General features: G+C 68.8%; 16 protein-coding genes. 5 read left to right on the top strand and 11 right to left on the bottom strand.

Annotated elements, in window-relative coordinates; translation table 11 throughout:
* Nucleotides 1–15 precede the first annotated feature (15 nt).
* The 5 genes from ACIQZO_RS37350 to ACIQZO_RS37370 are packed head-to-tail and all read right to left on the bottom strand — an operon-like array spanning nucleotide 16 to nucleotide 4,736.
* The gene (locus tag ACIQZO_RS37350; RefSeq protein ID WP_403635422.1) at nucleotides 16–606 is read right to left on the bottom strand and encodes a hypothetical protein; all 591 of its coding nucleotides are present in this window, start codon (nucleotides 604–606) and stop codon (nucleotides 16–18) included.
* Entirely contained in the window at nucleotides 603–1,775 is a 1,173-nt protein-coding gene (locus tag ACIQZO_RS37355; RefSeq protein WP_403635424.1) for an ROK family glucokinase, read from the bottom strand. The genes ACIQZO_RS37350 and ACIQZO_RS37355 overlap by 4 nt, the downstream gene beginning before the upstream one ends.
* Nucleotides 1,772–2,749 (bottom strand): ATP-binding cassette domain-containing protein, encoded by a 978-nt coding sequence (locus ACIQZO_RS37360; protein ID WP_403635425.1) that lies wholly within the window; start codon nucleotides 2,747–2,749, stop codon nucleotides 1,772–1,774. The genes ACIQZO_RS37355 and ACIQZO_RS37360 overlap by 4 nt, the downstream gene beginning before the upstream one ends.
* Nucleotides 2,716–3,759 (bottom strand): ABC transporter permease, encoded by a 1,044-nt coding sequence (locus ACIQZO_RS37365; RefSeq protein ID WP_403635426.1) that lies wholly within the window; start codon nucleotides 3,757–3,759, stop codon nucleotides 2,716–2,718. Before ACIQZO_RS37365 ends, ACIQZO_RS37360 begins: the two co-directional genes overlap by 34 nt.
* A complete protein-coding gene (locus ACIQZO_RS37370; protein WP_403635428.1) occupies nucleotides 3,756–4,736 on the bottom strand; it encodes a sugar ABC transporter substrate-binding protein in 981 nt (326 codons plus the stop codon). The genes ACIQZO_RS37365 and ACIQZO_RS37370 overlap by 4 nt, the downstream gene beginning before the upstream one ends.
* A 262-nt stretch (nucleotides 4,737–4,998) precedes the next feature.
* Between ACIQZO_RS37370 and ACIQZO_RS37375 the strand changes: the two genes are divergently transcribed.
* Entirely contained in the window at nucleotides 4,999–6,024 is a 1,026-nt protein-coding gene (locus ACIQZO_RS37375; protein ID WP_403635430.1) for a Gfo/Idh/MocA family oxidoreductase, read from the top strand.
* Between the two features lie 84 nt (nucleotides 6,025–6,108).
* On the opposite strand, the gene ACIQZO_RS37380 is transcribed toward ACIQZO_RS37375, so the two are convergent.
* A complete protein-coding gene (locus tag ACIQZO_RS37380; RefSeq protein WP_403635431.1) occupies nucleotides 6,109–7,023 on the bottom strand; it encodes a DMT family transporter in 915 nt (304 codons plus the stop codon).
* A 132-nt stretch (nucleotides 7,024–7,155) separates the two neighbouring features.
* Between ACIQZO_RS37380 and ACIQZO_RS37385 the strand changes: the two genes are divergently transcribed.
* On the top strand, nucleotides 7,156–7,527 hold the full coding sequence (locus ACIQZO_RS37385) for a hypothetical protein (RefSeq protein WP_403635433.1): 372 nt from the start codon (nucleotides 7,156–7,158) through the stop codon (nucleotides 7,525–7,527).
* Nucleotides 7,528–7,831: 304 nt separating this feature from the next.
* On the opposite strand, the gene ACIQZO_RS37390 is transcribed toward ACIQZO_RS37385, so the two are convergent.
* The 3 genes from ACIQZO_RS37390 to ACIQZO_RS37400 all read right to left on the bottom strand — a co-directional run bounded on the left by ACIQZO_RS37390 (nucleotide 7,832) and on the right by ACIQZO_RS37400 (nucleotide 17,204).
* Nucleotides 7,832–8,446, bottom strand: a complete 615-nt coding sequence (locus ACIQZO_RS37390) for a dihydrofolate reductase family protein (protein ID WP_403635435.1) — start codon at nucleotides 8,444–8,446, stop codon at nucleotides 7,832–7,834.
* Nucleotides 8,447–9,009: 563 nt separating this feature from the next.
* A complete protein-coding gene (locus ACIQZO_RS37395) occupies nucleotides 9,010–9,861 on the bottom strand; it encodes a hypothetical protein (protein WP_403635437.1) in 852 nt (283 codons plus the stop codon).
* Nucleotides 9,858–17,204, bottom strand: a complete 7,347-nt coding sequence (locus ACIQZO_RS37400; protein ID WP_403635438.1) for a polymorphic toxin-type HINT domain-containing protein — start codon at nucleotides 17,202–17,204, stop codon at nucleotides 9,858–9,860. Before ACIQZO_RS37400 ends, ACIQZO_RS37395 begins: the two co-directional genes overlap by 4 nt.
* 578 nt (nucleotides 17,205–17,782) lie before the next feature.
* Between ACIQZO_RS37400 and ACIQZO_RS37405 the strand changes: the two genes are divergently transcribed.
* On the top strand, nucleotides 17,783–20,878 hold the full coding sequence (locus tag ACIQZO_RS37405) for a DNRLRE domain-containing protein (RefSeq protein ID WP_403635440.1): 3,096 nt from the start codon (nucleotides 17,783–17,785) through the stop codon (nucleotides 20,876–20,878).
* A 170-nt stretch (nucleotides 20,879–21,048) separates the two neighbouring features.
* Entirely contained in the window at nucleotides 21,049–21,786 is a 738-nt protein-coding gene (locus ACIQZO_RS37410) for a 3-oxoacyl-ACP reductase family protein (protein ID WP_403635442.1), read from the top strand.
* A gap of 171 nt (nucleotides 21,787–21,957) precedes the next feature.
* On the opposite strand, the gene alc is transcribed toward ACIQZO_RS37410, so the two are convergent.
* Nucleotides 21,958–23,076: an allantoicase gene (alc, locus tag ACIQZO_RS37415; RefSeq protein ID WP_403635444.1), complete on the bottom strand. Its 1,119-nt coding sequence runs from the start codon at nucleotides 23,074–23,076 to the stop codon at nucleotides 21,958–21,960.
* Between the two features lie 3 nt (nucleotides 23,077–23,079).
* A complete protein-coding gene (gene allB, locus ACIQZO_RS37420) occupies nucleotides 23,080–24,414 on the bottom strand; it encodes an allantoinase AllB (RefSeq protein WP_403635468.1) in 1,335 nt (444 codons plus the stop codon).
* A 336-nt stretch (nucleotides 24,415–24,750) separates the two neighbouring features.
* On the opposite strand from allB, the gene ACIQZO_RS37425 reads away from it, so the two are divergent.
* Nucleotides 24,751–25,554, top strand: coding sequence for an IclR family transcriptional regulator (locus ACIQZO_RS37425; RefSeq protein WP_397733705.1), 804 nt, complete (start codon nucleotides 24,751–24,753; stop codon nucleotides 25,552–25,554).
* Nucleotides 25,555–25,616 lie beyond the last annotated feature (62 nt).

Consider the following 25,616-nt stretch of genomic DNA (forward strand, 5'->3'; position numbering starts at 1 on the left):
CCGGGACGGGGGCCGTCACGGGGTGGTGGTGGAGACCACGTAGACCCGGGGCTTCTCGGGGTTCGTGAGGTCCACCGTGATGTCCCGGCCGGGGCGCGGGTCCGCCTGTTCGAGGCTGGTTCCGTACCAGAGGGACTTCGGGCTCCAGCTCCAGCCCGCGACCTCGGAGTCGTGCGGGGAGATCGCCACCTCGCCCGCGTTCAGGGCGGCCCGGCTGGTGCCGACGGCGGTGAGGAAGGCGTCCAGGTCCTCCGGGGTCACCGCGAACTGGGTGAACAGCCGGCTCGTGCGCCAGTTGTTCGTCTCCAGGAACCCGACCCGCCAGGCCTTCGGCGGGATCGGCACCTCGTAGATGCTGCGCTGCACCTTGGAGGGCCAGCCTGGGCGCACCTTGGACGCGCCGACCCGGGCGGCCTTGTCGCGGCCGCTCTCGCGGCTCTGCTGCGTGGAGACGGCCAGGTAGCCCGCGGGGACGCCGACCAGCAGCAGGATGATGATCGCGGTGATCCAGCGGCGTTTGACGACGTGCCGGCGGTCCTCGGCGGTGGGCGGCGGGCCTTCCGCGTCGGGCGCGGAGGCCTGGTGGGGCAGGGTGGGCGGATTCACTGTTTGTCCTGGTCCTCGGGGCCGACGGGGTCGCGCCGGCCCAGCTGCTGCGCGTAGCGCTCGTACCGCTCGTAGCGCTCGACCCGTCGGCGGGTGGCGCGGCGGAAGCGGCGGGCGACGAGCCGGGCGAGGTCGGCGGCGCCGACCATGCCCGCCTCGGGCCCGAGCTGGGCCTTGGCGATACGGGCCTCGGGGCGGTAGCCGCGACCGGTGAGGTGGCGGCGGAAGGCCTCGCGGGCGGGGCCGATCAGCAGGTCGTCGGCGGCGCTGACCCCGCCGCCGATGACGAAACAGGAGGGGTCGAGGGCCGCGGCGAGGTTGGCGATGCCGACGCCCAGCCACTGGCCGATGTCCTGGAGGAGTTCGACGCACATGGCGTCGCCCTCGCGGGCCAGCTCGGTGATGAGCGGCCCGGTGATCTCGTGGACGTTGCCGCCGACCTTGGCGATGATGTTGTACGCGACCGGCGAGTCGGCGGCGGCCAGCTCGCGGGCCTCGCGGACCAGGGCGTTGCCGGAGCTGTACTGCTCCCAGCAGCCGCGGTTGCCGCAGGGGCAGCGGTGGCCGCCGGGGACGACCTGCATATGGCCGAATTCGCCCGCGACCCCGTACCGGCCGCGCTTGACCTGGCCGCCTTCGAGGATGGCGCCGCCGATGCCGGTGCCGAGCGTGATCATGACGAGGTGGTCCTCGCCGCGACCGGCGCCGAAGCGCCACTCGGCCCAGGCGGCGGTGTTGGCATCGTTGTCGACCATGACCGGGACCGCGAGCCGGGACTGGAGCGCGTCGCGCAGGGGCTCGTCGCGCCAGGCCAGGTGGGGTGCGAACAGCACGCGGGAGCGGTCGGCGTCGACCCAGCCGGCCGCGCCGATGCCGACGGCGTGCACGTCGTGCCGGTCGGAGAGGTCCAGCACCAGCTCGACGATGGTGTCCTCGACGACCTTGGGGCTCTTGGACTTGTCCGGGGTCTCGGTGCGGATCTTCTCCAGGATGATCCCGTCGGCGTCGACGACCCCGGCCATCACCTTGGTGCCGCCGATGTCGATGCCGACCGTCGGGACCCTCGGGGCCGTCAGGTGCGAGCGGCGCTCCCGGCTCCCGATGGTCCGCAGGACGGTGCTCCGCGCCGACCCCCGATGGGTGAGCGTGAGGTCCCGGTACGTGCTCATCGAGTCGTGTCGTCCCTCTTGGGTGCGGTGGGTCGGGTGGCCGGGTCGGACGCGCCGGCCGGGTCGCTCCGACCGGCTGCGCCGTCCGTGGCGGCCGTGGTCTGTGGGGTGCCTGCCCCTGATTCTGCCACTCGCTCCAGTTCGTGGCTCAGCTCGTCGAGCTCCGAGCCGCCCGCCATCTGCCGGGTGAGCTCGTCGAGCGTGATCGAGTCCCGGGTGTGGCTGCCCGCCATGGTGCCGCGCTTGAGGAGGACGAAACGGTCCCCCACCAGGTACGCGTGGTGCGGGTTGTGAGTGATCAGGACCACGCCGAGGCCCGCGTCACGGGCGGCCGCGACGTACTTGAGGACCACTCCGGACTGCTTGACCCCGAGGGCCGCGGTGGGCTCGTCGAGTACGAGGACCTTCGCCCCGAAGTACACGGCGCGCGCGATGGCCACGCACTGGCGTTCACCGCCGGACAGGGTGCCGATGGGCTGGTCCACGTCGCGCAGGTCGATGCCCATGCGCAGCAGCTCGGCGCGGGTGGTCTCGCGCATGAGGTCCACGTCGAGGCGACGGAAGGGGCCGCGGCCGCGGGTGGGCTCGGAGCCGAGGAAGAAGTTCCGCCAGACGGGCATGAGCGGGACGACGGCGAGGTCCTGGTAGACGGTGGCGATGCCGTGATCGAGGGCCGCGCGCGGGTTGGCGAGCACGGTCTCCTCCCCCTCGATCTCGAAGGTGCCGGCGTCGTGCCGGTGCAGCCCCGCGATAATCTTGATGAGGGTGGACTTGCCGGCGCCGTTGTCGCCGAGGACACAGGTGATCTCGCCCGCGGAGACCTCCAGGGAGACCCCCTGGAGGGCGCGGATGTTCCCGTAGAACTTGCTGACGTCGCTCAGCTTCACCAGGGCGGGTGCCGCCCCGGGCCCGGGGGTGGTCGTGGACTTGTCGGTCGTGGTCACTTGGTCGCCTCCGCCCGCTTGCGGACCCATGCGTTGAGCAGCGTGGCCAGCAGGAGCATCGCGCCGAGGAAGAACTTGAACCAGTCCGGATTCCACTGGGCGTACACGATGCCGTTGCTGGTCATGCCGAAGATGAAGGCGCCGACCGCCGAGCCGATGGCGGAGCCGTAGCCGCCGGTCATCAGACAGCCGCCGATGACGGCCGCGATGATGTAGAGGAACTCGTTGCCCACGCCCTCGCCCGACTGGACCACGTCGAACGAGAAGAGGATGTGCTGTCCGGAGACCCAGGCGCACAGGGCGACGCCCATGTAGAGCCCGATACGGGTCTTCACCACGGGCACGCCGGTGGCGCGGGCCGCGTCGGCCCCGCCGCCCACCGCGAAGATCCAGTTCCCGGCGCGGGTGCGCAGCAGGACCCAGGTGGCGACGGCGACGATCGCGAACCACCACAGGATGGTGACCTTGAGGGTGACCGAGCCGATGTTCCACTGCGAGGCGAACAGGGCGCGGGCGGAGGAGAAGCCCTCCATGTCCGCGATGGTCTTGGTGGAGACCGTGCCGGTGATCAACTTGGTGAAGCCGAGGTTCAGGCCGGTCAGCATCAGAAAGGTGCCGAGCGTGATGATGAAGCTGGGCAGCTTGGTGCGGGTCAGCATGAACCCGTTGAAGAAGCCGATGGCCAGGGTGATCAGCAGGGACACGCCGACGCCGACCCAGACGTTCGCGGTCATCTGGTAGCTGAACATCGAGCTCACCAGCGCCGAGGTCGTGACCATGACACCCGCGGAGAGGTCGAACTCGCCGCCGATCATCAGCAGGGCCACCGGGGCGGCCATGATCCCGATGGTGGAGGCCGAGTACAGGATCGTGCTGAGGCTGGAGGCCTGCAGGAAGCTGGGAGCGGCGAGGGAGAAGAAGACGAAGACGGCGACGGCGCCGACCACCGAGCCCAGCTCCGGGCGGCCGAGCAGCTTGCGCAGGGCGGAGGTGGGGGCGAGGCGTTCGTCGAGCCCGTCCGCGGGACCGGCCGCGCTCATCGGCTGCCCCGCTTGATGTACTCCTCCAGCTCGGCGGCCTCGTCGGCGGTGACGATCTGCGGGCCGGTGAGCACCGGGCGGCCGCCGCCGAGCACGTTCGCGTTGTAGCGGTAGAGCCAGAGCAGGTCGATGGCCTCGTAGCCCTGGAGGTAGGGCTGCTGGTCGACGGCGAAGCCGAGGGCGCCGGTCTTCAGGTCGCGGGCCACCGATGCGTTGAGGTCGAAGGTGTCCACCTCGGCCTTGCTGCCCGCCGCGTCCTTCGCCTTGACGGCGGTGGGCGCGAAGGGCGCGCCGAGGGTGAGGATCGCGTCGATGGAGGGATCCGCCTGGAGCTGCGCCTGGATCGACGCCTGGACGGAGGGCATGTTCGTGCCCTCGACGTAGAGGTTCTCCATGGTGCCGGAGAAGGTCTTCTTCGCCCCGGCGCAGCGCTGCTCGTGGCCCACGTTGCCCTGCTCGTGCAGGACGCAGACGGCCCGCTTCCTGCCGCGCTTGTTCAGCTCGGCGCCGACGGCCTCGCCGGCGATCTCCTCGTCCTGGCCGATGTGGGTCAGCGCCCCGTACTCGGCGGACTGGGCGGAACCGGAATTGACCGTGATCACCGGGATACCGGCCTTGACGGCCTTGGCGAGCACGTCCTTGAGGGCCTCGGGCTTGGCCAGGCTGACCACGATCCCGTCGACCTTCTGGTCGATGGCGTTCTGCACGAACTGCGCCTGCTGCTGTGCCTGGTCGTCGTGGGCGTAGACGAAGTTGATGTTGTCCTTCGCCGCGGCCTCCTTGGCGCCCTTCTGGACGATGTCCCAGAAGGTGTCGCCGTCGCCCGCGTGCGTGACCATCGCGAAGGTCCAGCGCGGGGTGGAGACGGCCGGCCGGCCCGCCTGCTCGGCCTTCGCGCGCTCCTCGGCCCGCTTGCCACCCGTACTGCTGCAGCCCGCGAGCGAGGCCCCCAGTACCGCCGCGAGCACGGCGCCCACGACGCGTACCCCTGTCCGAACCCTAGCCACGTCGCCGTGCCCTTCCCTCGTCACCAATTCGGTCCGTCGTCGAGCCGGTCGTCCGGTCCGGGGATCAGTCCGGTCATCAGTCCGGTCATCAATCCGGTCATTCCGGCTCCATTCCGGTCCAGCCGCTCAGTATCCGCCACAGTCGACCATGAAGGGTCATCGGGGCACTCCTGCGCAGGTTGACATGCGCGGGCAGATTGACAGGTCCCCCGTACGGGGTCAGGTTGAGTGCATGCGCATCGGGCTCATCGGAACGGGCCGGATCGGGTCCTTCCACGCGGCGGTACTGGCTCGCCACCCGGAAGCCGGCTCGCTCCTGCTGGCGGACGCCGATCCCGCGCGGGCGGCGCGCCTCGCCGACCGGCTCGGGGCCACCGCCGCGCCCTCCGTGGAGCAGGTCTTCACCTGGGGCGTGGACGCCGTCGTGATCGCGTCCGCGACCGAGGCGCACGCGGACCTCGTCGTACGGGCCGTCCGCGGCGGGCTCCCGGTGTTCTGCGAGAAGCCGCTGGCCCCGGAACTGAACCGGACCCTGGCGGCGCTGCGGGAGGTCGCGGCCTCGGGCGGACTGCTCCAGGTGGGCTTCATGCGCCGCTTCGACGCGGGCTACGGCACGGCGCGCGGGCTGGTCCGTTCGGGTGCCCTGGGGCGGCTGCACACCGTCCGGACGATGACGGCCGATCCGGCGCCGCCGGCCGCCGCGTACCTGGCGACTTCCGGCGGGCTGTACCGGGACTGCCTGGTGCACGACTTCGACATGGTCCGCTGGGTGACCGGCCACGAGGTGGTCGAGGTGTACGCGGCCGGGTCGGACGCGGGGCCGGCCCTGTTCCGGGAGACGGGCGACATCGACACGGCCGCGGCCGTCCTGACGCTGGACGACGGGACCCTGGTCACGGCCAGCGGCACGCGGTGCAACGGCGCCGGGTACGACGTACGGATGGAGCTGGCCGGCGAGCGGGACCAGGTCTCGGTCGGGCTGGACGACCGGACGCCGATCGCCTCCACCGAACCGCACGGCCCGCCCCCGGCGAGCAAGCCGTGGACGGGCTTCCTGGAACGTTTCGCCCCGGCCTACGAGGCCGAGCTGGCGGCCTTCATCCAGCTGGTGCGGGGCGAGGGGCCCAACCCGTGCGACGGCCGCGAGGCGCTGGCGGCGTTCCGGATCGCGGAGGCGTGCGAACTCTCGCGCAGGGAGCGGCGCCGGGTGCGGCTGGAGGAGCTCCCGGACCTGCCGGCTCCGGCTCCGGCTCCGTAAGGGCGTCGGGAGGGACGTCGGGAAGGGCATCGGGCCACAGTACGGCGGGCGATCACCCGTGGCTGCGGCGCTTTCCGGCCACCCTCAGGCGGCGGTGACGGCACGCCGCCCCCACGCGGTGCCGAGGAGCACCAGGAGGGCTCCCGCGTACCCGAGGAGTCCGAGCTCTTCCCCGCCGATGGCGATGCCGGCGACGGCGGCCCACAGGGGCTCGGTGCCGAGCAGCAGGCTGACCCGGGAGGGCGAGGTGCGCCGTACGGCCCACATCTGTACGAAGAAGGCGAAGAGGGTGCAGAAGACGGAGAGGAAGGCGAGCCCGGCCCACTCGGCGGGCCCGAAGTCGGCGGCGGCGGCCCAGGGGCTGTCGCCGGTGCCGGGCGCGGCGGCCAGCAGGCCGAAGACGAGCACGGCGGCGCCGAGCTGCACGGTGGTCAGGGACAGCGAGTCGGCGTCCTGGACGGCCTTGATGCGGGCCATGAGCAGCACGTGCAGGGTCCGGGCGAGAGCGGCGCCGAGAATGAGCAGGTCGCCGAGGCCGGGCGCGGTGAAACCGGCGCCCTGCGTCAGCAGCACGACACCCGCGACGGACACGGCGGCGGCGCCGAGGAACCCGGCGGAGGGCGCCTGCTTCCTGACGGCGGCCTCGGCGAGCGGGGTGAAGATCATGGTGAGACTGATGATCAGCCCGGCGTTGGTGGCGGAGGTGTGGACGACCCCGTAGGTCTCCAGGAGGAAGATCCCGCCGAGTACGAGGCCCAGCAGCCCGGCGCCGCGCAGCTGGGCGGGGCTCAGCGCGCGCAGCCGCGCCCACCCGGCGACGACCAGGACCGGCAGCACGAGCGCGAACCGCAGCACGAGCACGGCGACGACGGTGTGGGTGGTGGTGATGCCCTTGGCGGCGAGGTAGCTGCCGCCCCAGACGACGGCGACGGCCAGCACGGGCAGATCGGCGAGCCAGGCCCGGCGGGGAGCTTCGAGGGCGGGCGAGATCACGGTCAACGGAGGTCTCCGACGTCACGGGGAGGTGGAGACTTCGGCGGCTCGCACGGGTGCGGGCACACCGTACCGGAGCCGATCATGCGGAGCGACTCCTTTCCGGGCCGTGGGCGGCGAGCCCGTAGCATCGGCGGCATGGCTGATCTCTACGCCCTGGACCTGGCCTTCGACCTGCTCGACGGCACACCGGACGCCGTGCTCGCGGAGGTCCGGCGCCAGCTCGCCTCGCCGGACGGCCTCCTCGCGGGCCGCGGCCCGGCATGGCGCGTCGGCGGAATACTCGTGGGCGAGTTCGCCCCGACGGACCGCGGCGGCTGGGCCCTGACCTCCCGCCAGGAGGTCCACGAGGAACAGCTCCCGGAGGTGGAGGACCTCCTGCTGCTCCTGGCCCCCCACATCCGCCCACCGGGCCCGGTCGGCCGGCTCCGCTTCTACGAACACGAGGCCCCGGACCTCCTGGTCCTCCGCGAGGGCCGCGTGGTCCAACTGGCGCTGGACCGGCGGTAGGCCCCCTCTTGGGGCTCGTGCCGGAGGAGCCCGGTGTACGGGACGTACACCGGGCGCGGGCCGGGCCGGGCCGGGCCTGACGGCAACGGCACTACTTGCGGACCCGCGCCCCGCCGCCATGCGGAGGCAACAGTGGTGCCGGAGCGCCAGGCGGCGCGGCCCGGCAGGGCGCGGCATCCGGCACGGCGGCGTCCACGCCCGCAGAGCCGGGCCGACTGCCCGCCGCAGCGGCGATCGGCACCCGGCGGGCGAGGGGAGGCGACCCGCCGGCGAGGCGGGGTACAGCGGTCGGCCGTCCGGCCGGTCAGCCGACCGTGCCGAAGGCGGCCCGGCCCGTGGGCCGGTAGGTCTGAAGCGCCGTCCCGGCCGACGTCGTACGGGAGCTCGTCAACGCATAGGCGGTCGGCAGCCCGCCGGTCGGGAACAGCCGCTGCCCCGTGCCGAGGACCACGGAGAAGACCAGCAGGTTCAGCTCGTCGACGAGGTCGCGGGCCAGCAGCCACTGCGCGAGCACACCGCTGCCGTGCACCTGCAACTCCCCCTCCATCGCGTCCTTCGCCCGCACGATCTCGCTCGGCAGGTGCTCCCCGTCGAGCACGGTGGCCGGCCCCCACGCCGGATCCTTGAGGGTGGTGGAGGCCACGTACTTGTGCAGCCGGTTCAGCTTGCCCGCGACGGGGTCGGCGGGGTCGTCGTGCTCGGGCCAGTACGCGGCGAAGATCTCGTACGTCCGCCGCCCGAGCAGAAACGCCTCGGCCCGCCCGAACACCTCGGTGATGAACTCCCCCATCCCCTCATCGGCGAACGGCGCGACCCACCCCCCGTACTCGAACCCCCCACTCCGATCCTCCTCAGGCCCCCCGGGCGCCTGCATCACGCCGTCCAGCGTCACAAAGGTGGTCAGCGTCAGCTTCCCCATGTCTCCGCGCTCCTCGCTAGGTCCGTCCCTGCACGAATGCAGACTCCCGGACCCACGGAATCTCATCGCGACGCCACGCACACCCCTCGGCCCCGTTGCAATGAACCAGACGCATGTTTCGTAGGCACGCCCCGGCTCAGACGCTTCCAGCCCCTGACAGTGAACGAAAGCGCGCCGGCACATCGTCGCGACCTACTCCAACCGGGTGCACTCGCCCGGCGCACGGGAATCCACAAGGCGAACTAACGCAAGATCGGCCCACCGGTACTCAAATTGATGTATTCACAAAGACTATAGCGCTCACTCAAATTTTTTTACACTGCCCCTCACTCTTCCCAAGGCAGCCAGAGAATCAATGAATACGCCTGGCATTCCCCAATTCACCGACCGGGGGTACTCCCACTGTCAGGCGGCTGGTCATGTTGCTATCAAACAAAGCCTGATGCCCCACCTGCATATTTGGCGGGACATCAGGCCGTGCTGCCGAACAAGCAATCTACGACTCGGAAGCATTCCGCAAGCGTGGAATTCCGTGCGCGACTGCCTTTCATCATCCCACTCGCTCAGCGGTCCATCAAAGCACCCAATGACTGACCCAGGAACTCACTCATGTATGAATGCTGATAGGTGCCGTCCGCAAGACCTACAGCGCACGCTTCCTCACTCCCGATCAATCTGATGCCTCCTGACGGGCTCTCTGCGGCACCAAATTCCCCAGCATCAACGCCTGGCCAAAAGCCTGGGGAATGATAGATTTCCGGCTCAGGCGGGAATTGGGCAACCCGAGCATCGCCATGCCCTATTACCTCCCATGAGCCATTTGACACCATAGCATCGTCGGTGTAGATCGGAAATCCATGGGGAGCAAGACCCTCGGAGTGCATCGACGGACACATTTCAAACCTTGTCCGAAATAGCCCAAGCGCCAGACCGAATCTATTGCGCGCCACTACAACCGCCGCGTACCAGCTGCCATCCGCTGCAGGAATTCCTAGGACATCCCCCACTGCCACCTCCACAACACTCCCTGCCAGCATTACCGAGAGGGACGCAACATCCCCCCTCGTTACGTCCAGCAGATTTCCCTCTTGATCGTTAACAAAGATCAAGAGAATGCTGGCGAGCTCCTGAGGGGTGACGTGACTCCCGGAACCATTGACCAGGACAGAAAGAGCCGACGCCACGTCCGAAAAGATCGAATCACTCAATTCGGGCACGCGGGTCTGATTCGATTCAGAAGTGACGATTCGATCTGCTAGAACAGCCTCAAACTTCAAAGGTCCTGAATAGATGTCATCCGAAGACCATTCCAGGATCTCAAGAAATTCACTGAGCGTCGGAGAACCACCCATTTGCTCACAGAGCTCAAGCAGGAGTGCTTTCAGATCGGCACTGAATCTCTCTTGACTATTCACCGGCAGCCGCCATTCTTGAAATTCTCGTATGCGAGGTAACCCGGAGCCTTTTCCACCGCATCCATAGGCTGCTGGCGGTTTCCGCGGTAATTGGCTCCATCCTTCCCAATGAAGGTGCCAAATTCGTCTGTCATCCGCTGCTCCAGCAGGCGAGATTGACCGTAAGTCCTGGTCCCCGGATAAGGTATCAAGCGGTCACCGTTCGCGGGGTTGAATCTATTATTGTTTTTCCCGTGACGTCGCTTGACGGACGCCTCAGTTTCGTCGGGGCCGAACATTCCCGCGTAGTAGATCGTATCGTTCTTGTCCAGCAGTACATAGTTTCTGTACCCAGGACGTTCCATCTTGCTGAGATCAAAATCCGCTCCGCCTGCGTTATGGACGAGAACTGGAGTCTGCCCCGCCAGCACATAGTACGTGTGCAGGTCAGCAACGGTGAGGTTGTAGGTCTTGTCGAACGCTTCGTAGACGCGGACCGTGGACAACTCTGCGAAGGTGCCCTCGTCGGTGCGGAGGGCAGCGCCCGGCTTGAGGTCCGCCGCGTCCTTCCACGCCTGGTCGGATTCCGACCAGAAGGGGTGGTGACCCGTCGCGGTGATGGTTTTGATGCCTTCGGGTGTCTTGATCCCGAGGTCGACGTAGGTTTTGTCGTCCTCTGTGTATATGGTCGCCGCGACTGTCTTCTTCGCGGTCTCACCGGTCTCCGGATCGGTGGCGATGACCTCGTCGCCCGCCGTCAACTCTTCGATCGGCTTGCTGGATCCGTCGGCAAGGAGGACTTCCGTGCCGGCGATGAAGCTGTTGCGGCATGGGGGACCGGCTTTCGGAGCGCCTCCCTTCCCCCCTCCGAAGAACTTGAGCAGCCTTCCTTCGAACGCAAGGTTCGTCATCGCAAGTTCGGCCGCAACATGACCGAGGTTGGTCTGGTTTTCGCATGACACCCCCTCGCGGTCGCACAGAAAGTCCGTAGCCCCGTAGGCAAGCATGGAACCGGGGTGAGGAGTGTTACAGCCAGCCCCGTCCCCCATGTTGAGGCAGTCGGCGTAGATGTTGTAGCTGTAGCGACCCTGATTCGGGGCGTGCTTGTAATAGGCCTTCGTGGACGCCTGGAATGTTGGCACATCCTTGAAGACCACCGTGGTTACGCCGAGCTTGAGCGTGATCGGGCCGTCAAGGTAGTAGCTGAGATTCGGGCCCGGCGTGTAATTCTTGGCGGCCGTATTGCAACCGCCGCACCCACCGCTGTCAAAACCGCCGTCGTTGTCGCCTTCGAAGAGCTTCAGGCCGCTGGGGTCCGAGTTGGTGATGGGGTTGCCGTTGGAGTACGTGTACCCGTTCATCTGGAGCGGATCGGTGATGTCGATGATCGGGTCGACCGTGATGAAGCGGCCCGTCATCGGTTCGTATTCGCGGGCGCCGATGTGGGTAAGACCCGTGCTGTTGTCGTCCGTGCCGACGCCGAGGAAGGTTCGCTCACCGGGCCAACCTGTGGGCTGGCTCCCCCGCGGGTTGCCGTACGGGTCCGACTTTCGACGGGTGACCGGCTGGCCGGCCTTCTGCTCGACGCTGATGGTCGCGGTGTTGTGGTGGTCGGTCAGCAGCTGCGACAGGGTATGGCCAGTGGCCTTGCCGTTGGTCCGGCGGACCGTGGTCGGGGCACCGGGGCTGCTGTAGTAGCGGACGGCGTCGATGGCCTGTCCGGCCTTGTTGACCGTGATCTCGGTTTCGCCGAGGTAGAGGGTGCGGGCGGTGCCCGTTTCCTGGACTACACGGTTCCCTGCGGCGTCGTAGAGGTAATTGGTGAGGTTGCCGAAGCTCCACTGCTGAGCCGGAGTGGGGGCAGGGCTCGCACACGTGGAGGTGTGCAGGTCGTTGCCCTCGGCGTCATTGTTGTTGGGGACGGTGAGGCACTGGTTGGTGCCGGTGACGAGGGCCTTGTCCGTCTCCCGGTAGGTGAACTTCTGGCTGGGCGCGCCCGGCGCGCATGCCTTCAGGACGGCCTTGCCGTTCTCGGAGGTGAGGCACTTGCCGAGGGCCTGGACGGTGTCGCCGGTAATGCGCCACTGCTGCGGCTTGGTCTCGTTGCAGGACAGCAACTGAACGGGGGTGCCGTCAGCGGTGTTGCCGTCCTGGACATCGAGGCACTTGCCTGACAGTCCGGTGACCGCGACCGAACCGATGCCGGGACTGGTGGCCGAGAGGAGCTTGCTGCGGCGGTCCCAGTTCAGGGTCTGGGTGTCGCCGTCGATGGTGCGGGTCTTGGTGCTGCCCGCCGCGCTGTAGGTGTAGGTGGACAGGGAGTCGACCGTGGAGCCGGGCGTCCTGGTGGTCTTGTTGACCTTGGTCAGGGCATGAGGCTGCTTCTTGACGGGCGGCTGGCCGCCGCCGGAGACGTCCACGCCGTAGGTGTAGGTCGTCTCGTCGTTGAGTGCGCCGTTGGCCGGGTCGAAGTCGGTGAGCTTGGTGCGGTTTCCGATCGCGTCGAACGCGTAGTCCTGGCGGTAGGCGTCACCCGGCGTACCGGAAGCGATCTCGGCCAGGGCAGGACCTGTGGGGCTGGTGGGACAGCCCTCTGTCTTGCCCGTCCAGGCGCGGACGAGTTGGCCCATCGCGTCGTAGGTGTAGCACTGGCGGTCGACGCGAGCAGGGGACTGCTTGGTGGCACCGGGGTAGGTGTCCGTGATCGAGACGGGATTGCCGACAGCGTCGTACTTGTACGTGAGGGAGGAGAGGAGGTTGGACTCGGAATCGGGGTCGCGCGTCTCGCGGTGGCCGGATGCTGTGGTGATCCGTCCGGTGTGGGGGTCGTAGGTGTTCGTGGTCCACACGCGCTGGGGTGCGTTGCCGGAAGCGGTGCGCAGCACTTCGCCGAAAGGGCTGTAGACGGTTTCGGCGGTGTACCAGGACAGGCCCGACATGGTCTGCACCATGCCGTCGGCGTTGTAGCGGGTGATCAGCTTCTCGGCGGCGAGACCGCCGATGGTCGCGGGGAGGGTCGTCGACTGGACCTTGCCCGTGGGGGTGTACGTGGTGGTGTACGCGTAGCTACCGGCCAGGCCCTTCGTGCTGGGCAGGTCCGGGACGGTGATCCTGGATCCGGTGGGCCGGTACTCGCTGTCGTAGCCGGTCACCTCCGTCTTGTACGAGCCGGCACCCCACTTGCGCGTGGAGGCGACGGGCTGGCCCTTGCCACCCGGGAGGGTGTCGTAGGTCCACGTGGCGACGGGGTCGGCTGTCTCGGTGTCGTCGCGCAGCGCGGTCTTACGGCCGAGGGCGTCGTACGTCGTGAACTGGGTGACGTCGTAGACGTTGGTCGTCGAGACCTGCCGGTCGAGGTTGTCGTAGGTGAACTTCGACGTACCCGCGTCAGGGTCGTCCGATGCGGTCAGGCGGCCGCGGGCGTCGTAGGTGTAGCTCCAGGTGTTGCTGGCGGGGTCGGTGACCTTGGCGAGCTTGCCCCGCACGTCGTAGGTGTAACTGGTCTTGCTCGACGTGGTGAGGTCGGTGGCGGTGTAGTGCTCGATCTGAGAGGTACGGCCCAGCGCGTCGGTCGTGGTCTTGACGGCTCGGCTGCCCGCCAGCGGGGTCGCCCCAGTGGGTGACATGGCGCTACGGGTGAGGGTCCAGTCGCCCTCGTACTGGCTGGTGGCGGACTGCCGGGCTTCGCCCTTCTCCAGAGTGGTGATCCGCACCGCGCGGCCGAGGCCGTCGTACGCGGTCTGGGTCGAGTTGGGCACCTCGGTCACCGACTGCGGGACGAAGAGCGTCGTGCTCAGGGCACCCTCGGCGTGGTAGCCGTTGTTGACCTGGCTGGCGGTCCCGTTCGCACTGTGCAGGGTGTCGGTGATCACACGGCCGCCGCCCGCTGCCTCCGCCTGGGACTGACGGGGGCGCAGCAGACCGTCGTAGATCGCGATCGACGTGTTGTAGGTGCCGTTGTCCTTCAGCGTGCGGGAGATGACAACGGGGGCCTTGTGCTCGGCTATCTGGTACTCGAACGCGTACGCGGCCTTGTCGGTGGCCGGCTTCTGCGAAGGCGTCCAGACCTGGGTGGTGCGGCCGAGCTGGTCGTACTCCGTGGTGACCTTGCGGCCGTTGGCGTCCTTCGCCTCCAGCACGCTGCCACGAGCGGGATCCAGCTTGGTCGTCACCTGGTGCCCGAGCGCATTGGTCGTGGTGACGACGAATGCCGGGCCGGTCGCCGGAGCGTAGGCGGTGCTCGAAGGGCTGTTTGCGGCGTCGTAGCTCTTGATGGCACGGCCGAGCGCGTCGTACTCGGTGCGCGCGGAGGTGATCCAGCCGGTGCCCGCCGCGTCACCGGTGTCGACCTGGTACGGGAGGCCCTTCGTGGGCGCCGCGCCGAAGGCGTTCACCGCGTCGTAGGAGGTACGCGTCTTGCTGAGCAGGGTGCCGGGTTCGGTGCCGCCTCCGGCGCAGTCGCCGGTGGTCTCGCGGTTCTCCGCGGGCAGGCCGATCAGGTTGCTCGCGGGGTTGTGGACGTATGTGGGCTTGCTGCACGACTGCTTGACGATGGACCAGCCGGTGCCCTTGTCCTCCAGGACATCGGTCTGCGCCGTCTTGAGCAGGCCGTATCCTGCCGCGCCCTCATAGGTGTTGGAGACTCGCACCATACGGGACTTGCCACCGCTGACGGACTGGATCGAGTCCGTGCGGTCGACACCGCCACGGTACGCGTACAGCTTGGAACCATCGGTCTTGGTGCGCGTGGCGCTCGGGTCGAACTTCGCCGGCTTGGTCAGCTGACGGTTGTCGACGCTGCCGCCCGCCTTCGTGTAGTTGATCACCTCGGCGGTCTGGCCCTGGTACTGGGGCAGGTCCTCCCCGAGCTCCTCCGCTCCGGTGGAGTCCTTGACCACGACCTTGGCCGTGTCGGTGGACAGGCCACGGAAATAGCGGGTGCGCTTCTGCGACTGCTCGGTCGCGGTGGACGTGCCCGCACGCGCGGTTTCACCGCGCGTGGTGACCACCTCGGCGTACCCCCGCCACTGGCTGTACGTACGGAGGGCCGGCTTGGTGAACTCGTCGTCCTCGAGGGCCCAGGCGGCGCCACCGTCGTAACGGTAGGCGGTCGTGACGTCGGGCTGCCGGGCAACGCGGTCCTTCTCGACCACCTTGTCCACGACGTACTTGTTGAACCACTCGATCGGTGTCTTCTCGGGCTCCAGGTCCGGATCGGGGGACCAGCGGACCGGGAAGCATCGGGTCGTGTTCCCCTTCTCCGTCAGCCCGCCGGTACCGACCGGGCACGGATCGGAGTAGTCGACGTAGATCTCGCCGCCGGTCTCGGTACGGATCGTCTCCACACGGAGACGGTCGAAATCGGGCGTCGCTTCAGTGGCCGACTTGGCCACCCGGTTGGGCATGTCGACGGTGTTGGCCAGGAAGGAGACCGCCGGCAGGGCGACACCATTGGCGCCGTCCTTGGGTCCGTATCCGGTCCGGGTGATGGACTCGAGCCACAAGGGCGGATGCGTGTCGGTCCGCTGGTGCGGCAGGGACTGGTTCAGTGCCCACTGGTCGACCTTGGAGAGCGCAGTGGACCCCTCGGTTCGCTGCGCGTAGGTCGTGACGGCGGCCAGACGCTTACGCGACCAGAAGGTCGGAGTGGAGACGTAGCAGTTCTCCGCCTCCATCTTGCAGTACAGGGTGGTGGGGGTGTCCCACCACCCGCGCTTGTCGTCGGCGTTCTTGGAGTCGAACTGAGCGTTCTCGCACTTGGTGTCGCGGTCCTCGAAACACCGTTCCTTCACGGTGAAGTCGACGCGGCCGGCCGGCGCTCCCGCGAGATTGTCCGCGCGGAGTCCGTAGAGGACACGGGTCGGATAGCCACCGCGGGTGTATCCGACCTTGTTTCGGTCCTTCTCCGTGAAGTTCTCGTTCTTGGCGTAGCGGTTTTCTTCCTTCACCCAGTCGATGACCATGGCATTGCCGTGAACGTCCTCGACGTAGTCGAGGTTCCAGCGCCACGCCTGGGTGCAGGAGGAGTTGGCGTACTCCGGCTTGTAGCAGGGTTCGCCCGGGTGGTTGCCGAAGACCGGGACGGTGAAGACGGAGTCGGTGACCGTCTGCGGTGATGAGCCGTCGCCGTGGGTACCTACGGCGTGGCGGCCGAAATGGTAGCGCGTGCCGTCACGGGTGGTGACGATCCAGTATTCGCCGTCCTTCGCGCCGTTGGCGCCGCCCGTCTTGCGTTCGACCTTGGAACCGTCGTCGGACGCGGGAATCCATTGCCCGCTGGCGGCGTCGTGGACCAATTCGGTCGTCGAGCCGGCGAGGGAGAGAACGATGTTGTCGCCGTTGGCGACCCAGCAGAGGTCGCCCTTCTTCTTGTCCGTGTCGTTGTCGTTGTTCGGCTTGCTCGGCTTCGCCTCACGGTCGTCCGCGCAGGAACGGTAGCGGCGCTCGATGAAGCCCGGGTGGTAGTCCCATCCGTCGCCCAGCCACGATGCCTGCCCGTTGGTCGCGGACGTCTTGCCGTCCACGGCCTGGGACGAGTACGAGAACGCGATGGCGGGCGTGGGACCCGCCGCGGCGGGAGGAACTGTCAGCGGGTAGGTCCATGAGAATCCGCCGCTGCTGCTGCCGGCACTCCAGGAACCCGAAGAGGACAGTGATGTGGCCTTGTACGTGCCACCCGCGCCTGCCGCACTGTCGGATGCGGCCAGAACCACCGCGCCGGCTGCGCCACCCGTCATGGTGCGCATCCCCTGAACGGGTGCGGTAGTCGGGTCGATGGTGGCGACGACCTTTTGCTTGACCGGGTCGTTCGTGCTCGGGACGTCCTTGAAGACGGAGCACGCGGGCAGGTTCGGCGTCGTCAGGAAGCACTCGGGCAACTGCCGCAGCTGCAGGCGCGATGCCCACTCGGCGCCGTAGAGATCCCTGAACTTCGTGTAGTCCAGCTGGACATCGACGGGAGTCGAGGCGTCGCCGGGCGGTGTGATCTTGATGAGGGCGCCGTCGATGTTCGCCGCTTCGGTTTGCGTACGCCCTTGGATGGCCGCCGACCAGGTTCCGGTCGGGGCAGTGCCGGTGCCGCCGAGCTTACCGATGCTGACGGGGAGCGCGCCGACCTGGACGAGTTCGGGGCTCGTGGGCGAGAGCGAAACCTGGCCGGAGTCGGCGACCGGTGCGGTCTTCCGAGAAGCCTCGTACTCGGCGGGCGGTTGAGCCGGCTTGCCCGCCCAGTCCTTGAGCTTCGCGGCCTCGTCCGTGTCGAGCTTCGCCTCGGGATTCTGCTGAAGGCCCGGCAGGTTGGCACCGCTGCGGTCGCCCGGTGGTGCCGCCCAGGCCTGGGCGGGTAGAAGAGTTGCGACCAGCACCACGGACAGTGTGATGCCTGCCCGCCCGGCAAGACGCGCGCGTGCTGCGCGCCTCTTTCTGCTTCCGGGCAGGCGGATATTGCTCGCCGAGAACGGCGACATGCGGACCCCCCACGCTCTGCCGCCACGGCAATGGCACACGGCCGGCAGGAAACTGACAATTAGCCAGTGATTCTGTGGCCAGTGAGCCGGAAAAGCCACAGTTCCGATAATTGGTGTGGGCTTTGTCACTTTGCCAGGTGTATACCTTGGGGTAATCAGCGCAAATCATCAACTATCGGCACACCTGGCAGGCGGTGCGAGGGGTGACGATGTCGGAGGGATGGTTCATGCTCGGCTCGCATGCCCTTCGCCTGAAAGGCAAGGGCAGAGCCAGCGTTCGCGTTGTTGAGACCGCGGACCCAAATCATTTGGTGAGTGCCGAGGGCTGCCCTGTCGGGCGCCCGAGGGGGGAGAAGTACGTCGTGTCTGTCAGTGATTCCGCGGGCGAAAGTCCGCCAACCGGGTCCGGGGCAACTGAAGTCCCCGCACCCACGCGTCGGTGGTACAGGCGCCGGCGGGCCCTGGGGGGTCTGGCCGTGCTGGTCGCCGCCGCCGTTGCGATACCGGTCGGCGTGCACGTGATCGGCGACGGGAAGCCGCAGAACCGTTCGGGCGAGGAGGCGCCGATCGCCGAGCCGCAGGCCCGGCGACTGGCCGAGAAGTCCGGTGAGGAGGTCGAGGTCACCGCGGCACGCAGCGCGAACACGACCACCTGGGCCCGGCCTGACGGGACGTTCCGCAAGCAGGTCTTCAGCTCCGCCTTCCGGGCCAACGTGGCCGGCAAGTGGAAGCCGATCAACACCGATCTGGAGCGGGTCGAGGGCGGGTACGCGGCCAAGGCGGTCAACGGCCGCGTCTTCTTCAGCGGGGGATCCGCGCAGCAGACCGGCGACGGCGGGGAACGTGCCGCGCGCGGTGCGAGCCGAGTGGCGCTGCGGCAGGACACGCCCGATGAGGTGTGGACCGACCTGGTCCGGTTGAACACCGACGGCCATGACATGGTGGTCAGTTGGCCGGGCGCGCTGCCCGCGCCGGTCATCGACGGGCCGCGCGCGCTGTACGAGAACGTGCGCCCCGGCATCGACCTGGTGATGACCGCGCAGGACGGCGGTTACTCGCACCTGCTCGTCGTCAAGGACAGGCAGGCCGCGGCCGATCCCCTGCTCGGGCAACTGAAGTACCGGTTGGCCAGCGCGGACATGACCTTCCATCTGGACGACGCGTCCGACGCGCTGAGCGCCCGGGACGCCAAGGGCGAAGAGATTGCCGGTTCGCCGACCCCGATGATGTGGGACTCCAGCGGCAAGGTCACCACGACCGACGACCAGCCGGCGTGGAAACCGAGCGCGGTCGCCAAGAAGCACCCGACGCTCGCGCTGCCCGGTCTCGCCGGCGCGGAGGGCGCGCGCCTGAAGCCCGTCCAGGCCTCGCTTGCCGACCATGCGCTTTCCCTGGTTCCGGACGGTTCGCTCCTGAACGGAGCCGATACGAAGTATCCGGTCTTCATCGACCCGAGCTTCAAGGGGCACAAGCACTCGTGGACCCTGCTCTACAAAACAGAAGGTAACTCAAGCTTCTACAACGGGCAGAACTACAACGCGAGCGGCACGAACGAAGCCCGGGTGGGTTATGAATCCACTTCCGGCGGCACTTCCCGCTCCATCTTCAATTTCGACTTCGGCAGCCAGCTGAACGGGGCCGGCATCATCTCGGCCAACGTCCGGGCTCTGCAGACGTATTCCTGGTCGTGTTCCCAGAAGCCGACGGACATCTACTCGACCCCGTACATCTCGTCGTCGAGCACATGGAACAACACCAGCGGCTTCTGGACGAGGAAAGTCGCGACCGAGCTCGCCGGCTACGGCTACAACAGCTCCTGTCCGGACAACTGGATCGCGCCCGACATCAAGGGGCTCGTCACCGACGCCGCCAACGCCGGTTGGGGGGCACTGTCCCTCGGTTTCACCGCCCCGAACGAGTCGGACTCGTACTACTGGAAGAAGTTCATCGCCAACGGCGAGACCGCCCCGTACATCGAGATCGTCTACAACTCGCGCCCGGACACCCCGATCGCGGCGAACATGCAGACCTTCCCCGGCGGCCCGTGCCTGACCGGTTGGCCCGGGACCGGTATCGGCAAGACCAACGTCACCTTCCAGGTGAAGGGCACCGACCGCGACGGCAACCTCGACAAGGTCCAGATCGAGGTGTGGGGCAACGGTGGGACGGTCTTCGACCAGTGGCTTTCGCCCAACATCGATGGCGTCGTCAGCGCCGAGGTGCCCTTGACCACCTTCACCGACGGCCAGACGTACTACTGGCTCTCCCGCGCCACGGACAAGGACGGCGCATGGTCGGGCAGCGGGCCGCACGAGTCCGGTAGCGGGGCCTGGTGCACCTTCACGGTCAGCCACACCGTCCCGCCCAACCCGGCCGTCTCCTCCGCCGACTTCCTGCCGCAGGGCGACACCTTCAGCGACTGGAGCACCGAGCCCGCCAGCACGCCCGGCCAGACCTTCACCATCAAGGGCAACGGCGCCAAGGTGGAGGACATCCGCGAGTACCAGTGGAGCCTGAACCGGCCCTCCTTCGACCAGAAGGCCGTGCCCGGCGCCGGCAGCGACGTGGCCACCGTGCCGCTCCAGGTGGACACCTCCGGACCCAACGTCCTCTACGTCCGCACGGTCAGCAAGTCCAACAACATCTCCGCCCAGAGCGTCTACGGGTTCCTCGTCAGGCCGCGGCCCGGCCAGGACAAGCCCGGCGATGTCACGGGAGACGGCAACCCCGACCTCCTGGCCATCGACAAGGACGGCAACCTGCGCACCTACGCGGGAGACAGTGTCGGTGACACCGACGCCTACATCCCCGGCGCGGTCGACAACGGCCAGCCCGTGGCTCCCGGTTACTGGAAGGACCCGGCCACCGGCCAGTCCGCGCTCATCGCCCACGCCACCGACTGGTACCCCGGAGACGGCCTCACCGACCTGATCGCCCGGATGCCCGACGGCAAGCTCTACATCTACCCCGGCACCGGAACCGGCCAGTTCGACGTCGGCCGCCGCATGCAGATGCAGATGCCGCTCAGCGCACCCGACCCGTCCGTCTTCCGGCAGCTCGTCGTCACCGAGGACATCGACGGCGACGGCCTGGGCGACCTGTTCGCCCTGGACGCCGACGGCTTCTGGGTGTTCTCCGGCTACACCGGCTCCAGCTTCGCCTCCTACAAGAAAATGGCCACCGGCTGGGCCGCCCGCGACATCGTCGGTGTCCGGGACGTCTCCGGGGACAAGGTTGCGGACCTGATCTTCCGGGACAACGCGAACGCCAACCGCGGCCTCGCCCTGCGCAAGGGCAAGCCGGGCGTCAACGGCGGAGTCGACCTCGCGTCGCTGGAGTCCAAGGCGAACTCCGAGGGCGGCGAGGACTACACCTACGCCACCACCGGCTGGGGCAGGACCGCCTACCCCAAGGTCCTGGGCACCCCCGATGCGAACGGTGACGGCATCCCCGACATCTGGGCCGTCGGGAACGACGGAAACCAATGGATCATCCAGGGCGGAACCAGCACCGTCGGCGCTCCCCTCGGACGCGACGAGGACGGCTGGAACACCTTCCTGACCATCGGATAGTCAGGACCTGACGCACGACAACTGCGAGCGCCCTGCCGGGATATGACTCCGGCGGGGCGTTCGTCGTTCCCCCCTGTGGGTGCGGGAACGCCAGGTCGGATTCCTGCCAGCGGCGTTGATCCGTCCGGGATTTCATTGAACTCGCAACCAACCGATGCGGGAGGAACGACATGGACAGCAACAGCACCGCGGCGCTGGTGACCGGTGGGAGCAGGGGGATCGGGGCGGCCGTCGCACTGCGGCTCGCCGAGGACGGGGCGGACGTCGCGATCACCTACGTCAGCGACGCGGAGGCGGCCGCCGAGGTCGTCGGGAAGGTCGAGGCGCTCGGGCGGCGGGCCGTCGCGCTGCGGGCCGATGCGGGGGACGCCGCTCAGGTCGCGAACGCCGTCGGGGAGACCGTACGGCGGTTCGGGCGGCTCGACGTGCTCGTCAACAACGCCGGCGTGGGCGTGCTCGGGCCGCTGGAGGGGCTGGCCCCGGCCGACGTGGAGCGGGTACTCGCGGTCAACGTGCGCGGGGTGTTCCTCACGACGCAGGCGGCGGCCGCGCACCTCGGGTCCGGCGGGCGGATCATCACGATCGGCAGCTGCATGACCCAGCGGGTACCGGGTCCGGGCGGGACGCTCTACGCCATGAGCAAGTCGGCGCTGACCGGGCTGACCAAGGCCCTCGCGCGGGAGTTGGGCGGGCGCGGGATCACCGCGAACATCGTGCACCCGGGGCCGGTGGACACGGACATGAACCCGGCGGACGGACCGTACGCGGGCCCGCAGGCGGCCATGACGGCGCTCGGGAGGTTCGGTGCGCCGCGGGAGGTGGCGGCGATGGTGTCCTTCCTCGCGGGGCCGGAGGCCGCGTACGTGACGGGGGCGGAGTTCGCGGTGGACGGGGGCCACGCCGCGTAGCCCTCGCCGGGCGTGCGGGCGGTTGCGGGGGCGTGCCCCTGGCGGGCCGGTGCGGGTCCGTACCACGGGGCTCCGCCCCGGACCCCGCGCCTCAAACGCCGGCGAGGCTGAATGCGGCGGAGCCCGCCCCAGGGGTGTCGGCCCCCGGGGCGGGCTCCACGCGCTGCGTGACTAGCCGCCCAGTTCCTGGTGGCGGGACGTCAGTGCCGCCGCGCCGGTCTCCGTCAGCGAGCCGTACAGGCGCAGGCGGGAGAAGCCGCCGTCCGGGAAGATGTCGATCCGGACGTGCGTGCCGACCGCCGGGGCGTCCAGTACGAAGCGGTGGTTGGTGTCGGGCTGCAGGCGGGTGCGCGGCAGGAACTCCGCCCACTCGCCCTCCTCGCCCGTCTTGACCGACAGCGAGGCCCAGCCGGCCGAGTTGCCCTTGAGGTACGCGGTGTCGATCTCGACGGCGCGGATCTCGGACTCGGCGACGAGCTGGTAGCGGATCCAGTCGTTGCCGTTGTCACGGCGGCGCGCGGTTTCCCAGCCGTCGTCCATCTTGCGGGAGCGGCCCGGGTTGATGGTGTTGGTCGGCGGGGAGTAGAAGCGGTTGGAGGCGTCCTGGACGGAGCCGCCGTTCTCCAGGGCCGCGACGTCGAAGGAGCCGAGGGCGTCGAGCCACTTCGGGTCGGGCAGGACCTCGCCGTGGACGCGCAAGCGGGCGATGCCGCCGTCGGGGTGCTGGTTGACGCGCAGGTGCGAGAAGCGCTGCGGGGCGTCCACCTCGAAGCCGTTGGCCGCGTGGCCGCCGACCGGAGTGCGGGGGACGATGGTCGTCCACTTCACCTCGTCGCCCTGGAGCTCCTCCGGGGTCGGCGCGAGGGCGCCCGCCCAGTTGGTGGCCTCGATGGAGACGGCCTGCGGCATGTTGCCGCGGAAGTGGGCGGTGTCGACGACGATGCCGCGGATGACGCCGGGGGCACCCAGGCGTACGAGGGCCCAGTCGTGGTCCTCGGGGGTCGGCCAGGGCTGGGTGGCGGAGATGCCGCGGCGGCGGCGGGTCTCCCAGCCGTCCATGACCTTGCCCTTGTGGCCGAAGTCCTCCGGGTCGAAGTGCGCGGCCTCGGAGATCAGCAGGTTCTCGCGCTGGGCGAAGAACTCGTCGTTGGCGGCGATGACACCGGCGCCCAGCTCACGGGCGGCGAGGTTCGCGTACTGGGTGAACGGGAAGTCCGCGGTGCGGTAGTCCGCGTACGGGTCGCCGCCTCCGTACGGGTTCGCGTTGCCGGTGAAGGATTCAATCGCCACTGGTCAGTTCTGCCTTTCGAGGAGGAGGCCCGTGGGCTCGGTCGGGGTGCCGTGGTCGGCGATCCGCGTGCCGCGCAGCCAGGTGGACTTCACGACGCCGTGCAGGGTCTTGCCCGCGTACGCCGTGACCTGGTTGCGGTGGTGGAGTTCGGCCGGATCCACGGTGAACGTTTCTTCAGGGGCCAGAACGGCGAAGTCGGCGTCGCGGCCGGCCTCGATGGCCCCCTTCCGGGCGAGGCCCGCGAGCTGCGCCGGGGCCGCGGACATCCAGCGGACGACGTCCTCCAGCGTCCGGCCGCGGCGGCGCGCCTCGGTCCAGATGGCGGGAAGGCCCAGCTGGAGGGAGGAGATGCCGCCCCACGCGGTGGAGAAGTCGCTGGTCTTCAGGTCCGCGGTGGAGGGCGAGTGGTCGGAGACGATGCAGTCGATCGTGCCGTCGGCGAGCGCGTCCCACAGGAGGTCCTGGTTGGCGGCCTCGCGGATGGGCGGGCAGCACTTGAACTCGCTGGCGCCGTCCGGCACTTCCTCGGCCGTGAGGGTGAGGTAGTGCGGGCAGGACTCGACGGTGATCCGGACGCCCTCGGCCTTGGCGGCGGCGATCAGCGGCAGCGCGTCGGAGGACGACAGGTGCAGTACATGGACACGCGCGTTCAGCCGCTTCGCCTGGGCGATCAGGTTGCCGATCGCGGTGTTCTCGGCGTCGCGCGGCCGGGAGGCGAGGAAGTCGGCGTACTTGGGGCCGGGGACGACGGGGGCGGCGTCCAGGTGGTGCGGGTCCTCGGCGTGCACGATCAGCAGGCCGCCGAAGCCGGTGATCTCGGCGAGGGAGGTGGCCAGCTGCTCCTGGTCGAGCTCGGGGAACTCGTCCACGCCCGAGGGCGACAGGAAGCACTTGAAGCCGTAGACGCCGGCGTCGTGCAGCGGCGCCAGGTCCTTGACGTTGTCCGGCAGGGCGCCGCCCCAGAAGCCGACGTCCACGTGCGCCTTGGTGCGGGCGACCTCCTGCTTGACGCGCAGGTTCTCCGTCGTGGTGGTCGGCGGCAGGGAGTTCAGCGGCATGTCGAGGATCGTGGTGATGCCGCCGGCCGCCGCGGCGCGGGTGGCCGTCCAGAAGCCCTCCCACTCGGTGCGGCCCGGGTCGTTCACGTGGACGTGGGTGTCGACCAGGCCGGGGAGCAGGACGTCGTCGCCGAAGTCCTCCAGCCGGGCTCCGGCCGGCACCTCGGCCTCGTACGCCAGCACGGCCGTGATCTTCCCGCCGGCGACGGCCACCGAAGCGGCGCGCGTCCCCTCGGGCGTGATGACGCGCGTCGAGCGCAGTACCAGTTCCACAGCCACGTCGGCCACCGGAACCTCCCCATCTACTTCCACAGAGCGAAATTCAACGTTCTGTTGACGGAGTCTTCCCGGCGATCCGTACCCAGTCAAGAGCGGCCGGACGGACCGCTGACACACCAGGACCGCAATTGGAGGTTTCCACAGGATGGAATTAAGATTTCGCCATACAGAATGTAGCTACCACCACCGGGATGCGGGCGGATAACTTCCCGAGGACGTCCACCACCAGGACAAACCCTCTCTGACCGGCGACGACGACCCCGACCCAGCACTGGGGCCGACGCCGACCGCCGGGTAGGCTGCTCCCTTGCCTGCCAGCACCGAAAGGACCGCGCCGTGCCGACGTCCAGCGCCAGCACCACCGACGCTTCCTCAAAGACCCCCGCCGCCAGCGGCGGCGTCCAGTCCCTTGAGCGCGCCTTCGACCTGCTCGAACGTATGGCCGACGCCGGGGGCGAGGTCGGCCTCAGCGAGCTCTCCGCCGCCAGCGGTCTGCCTCTGCCCACGATCCACCGCCTGATGCGCACCCTGGTGGCCTGCGGCTACGTACGCCAGCAGCCCAACCGACGGTACGCCCTCGGCCCCCGCCTGATCCGCCTCGGCGAGTCCGCGTCGCGCCTGCTGGGTACCTGGGCCCGCCCCTACCTCGCCCGGCTGGTCGAGGAGACCGGGGAGACGGCGAACATGGCCCTCCTCGACGGTGACGAGATCGTCTACGTCGCCCAGGTGCCGTCCAAGCACTCCATGCGCATGTTCACCGAGGTCGGCCGCCGGGTCCTGCCGCACTCCACCGGTGTGGGCAAGGCGCTCCTCGCCCACACCCCGGCCGACGAGGTACGGGCCCTGCTGGCCCGCACCGGCATGCCGGCGGCGACCGAGAAGACCATCACCACGCCCGAGGGCTTCCTGGAGGCGCTGGAGCAGGTCCGCAGGGCCGGTTACGCCGTCGACGACAACGAGCAGGAGATAGGAGTCCGCTGCCTCGCCGTGTCGGTGCCGAACTCGCCGACCGCCGCCGCGATCTCCATCTCGGGTCCGGCGGGCCGCGTGACCGAGGCCGTGGCCGAGTCCTTCGTGCCGATCCTGCAGGGCGTGGCCGCCGAGCTCTCCGTCGCCCTGGCCAACCAGAGCCCCGCGTAGGCCTGCGAAGGCCCCGGCGCTCCCTCGCTCCGAGGGGCCGCCGGGGCCTTCGCGTACCCGGT

The sequence above is a fragment of the Streptomyces sp. NPDC097617 genome, from assembly GCF_044761485.1.
Taxonomy (GTDB): Bacteria; Actinomycetota; Actinomycetes; order Streptomycetales; family Streptomycetaceae; genus Streptomyces.

Excerpts from the sequence above, each read along its gene's own strand:
- ACIQZO_RS37410 (WP_403635442.1), top strand. The coding sequence starts at position 21,049 with ATGGACAGCAACAGCACCGCGGCGCTGGTGACCGGTGGGAGCAGGGGG.
- ACIQZO_RS37360 (WP_403635425.1), bottom strand. The coding sequence starts at position 2,749 with ATGGGTCCGCAAGCGGGCGGAGGCGACCAAGTGACCACGACCGACAAG.
- ACIQZO_RS37390 (WP_403635435.1), bottom strand. The coding sequence starts at position 8,446 with ATGGGGAAGCTGACGCTGACCACCTTTGTGACGCTGGACGGCGTGATG.
- ACIQZO_RS37375 (WP_403635430.1), top strand. The coding sequence starts at position 4,999 with ATGCGCATCGGGCTCATCGGAACGGGCCGGATCGGGTCCTTCCACGCG.
- ACIQZO_RS37355 (WP_403635424.1), bottom strand. The coding sequence starts at position 1,775 with ATGAGCACGTACCGGGACCTCACGCTCACCCATCGGGGGTCGGCGCGG.
- ACIQZO_RS37385 (WP_403635433.1), top strand. The coding sequence starts at position 7,156 with ATGGCTGATCTCTACGCCCTGGACCTGGCCTTCGACCTGCTCGACGGC.
- ACIQZO_RS37365 (WP_403635426.1), bottom strand. The coding sequence starts at position 3,759 with ATGAGCGCGGCCGGTCCCGCGGACGGGCTCGACGAACGCCTCGCCCCC.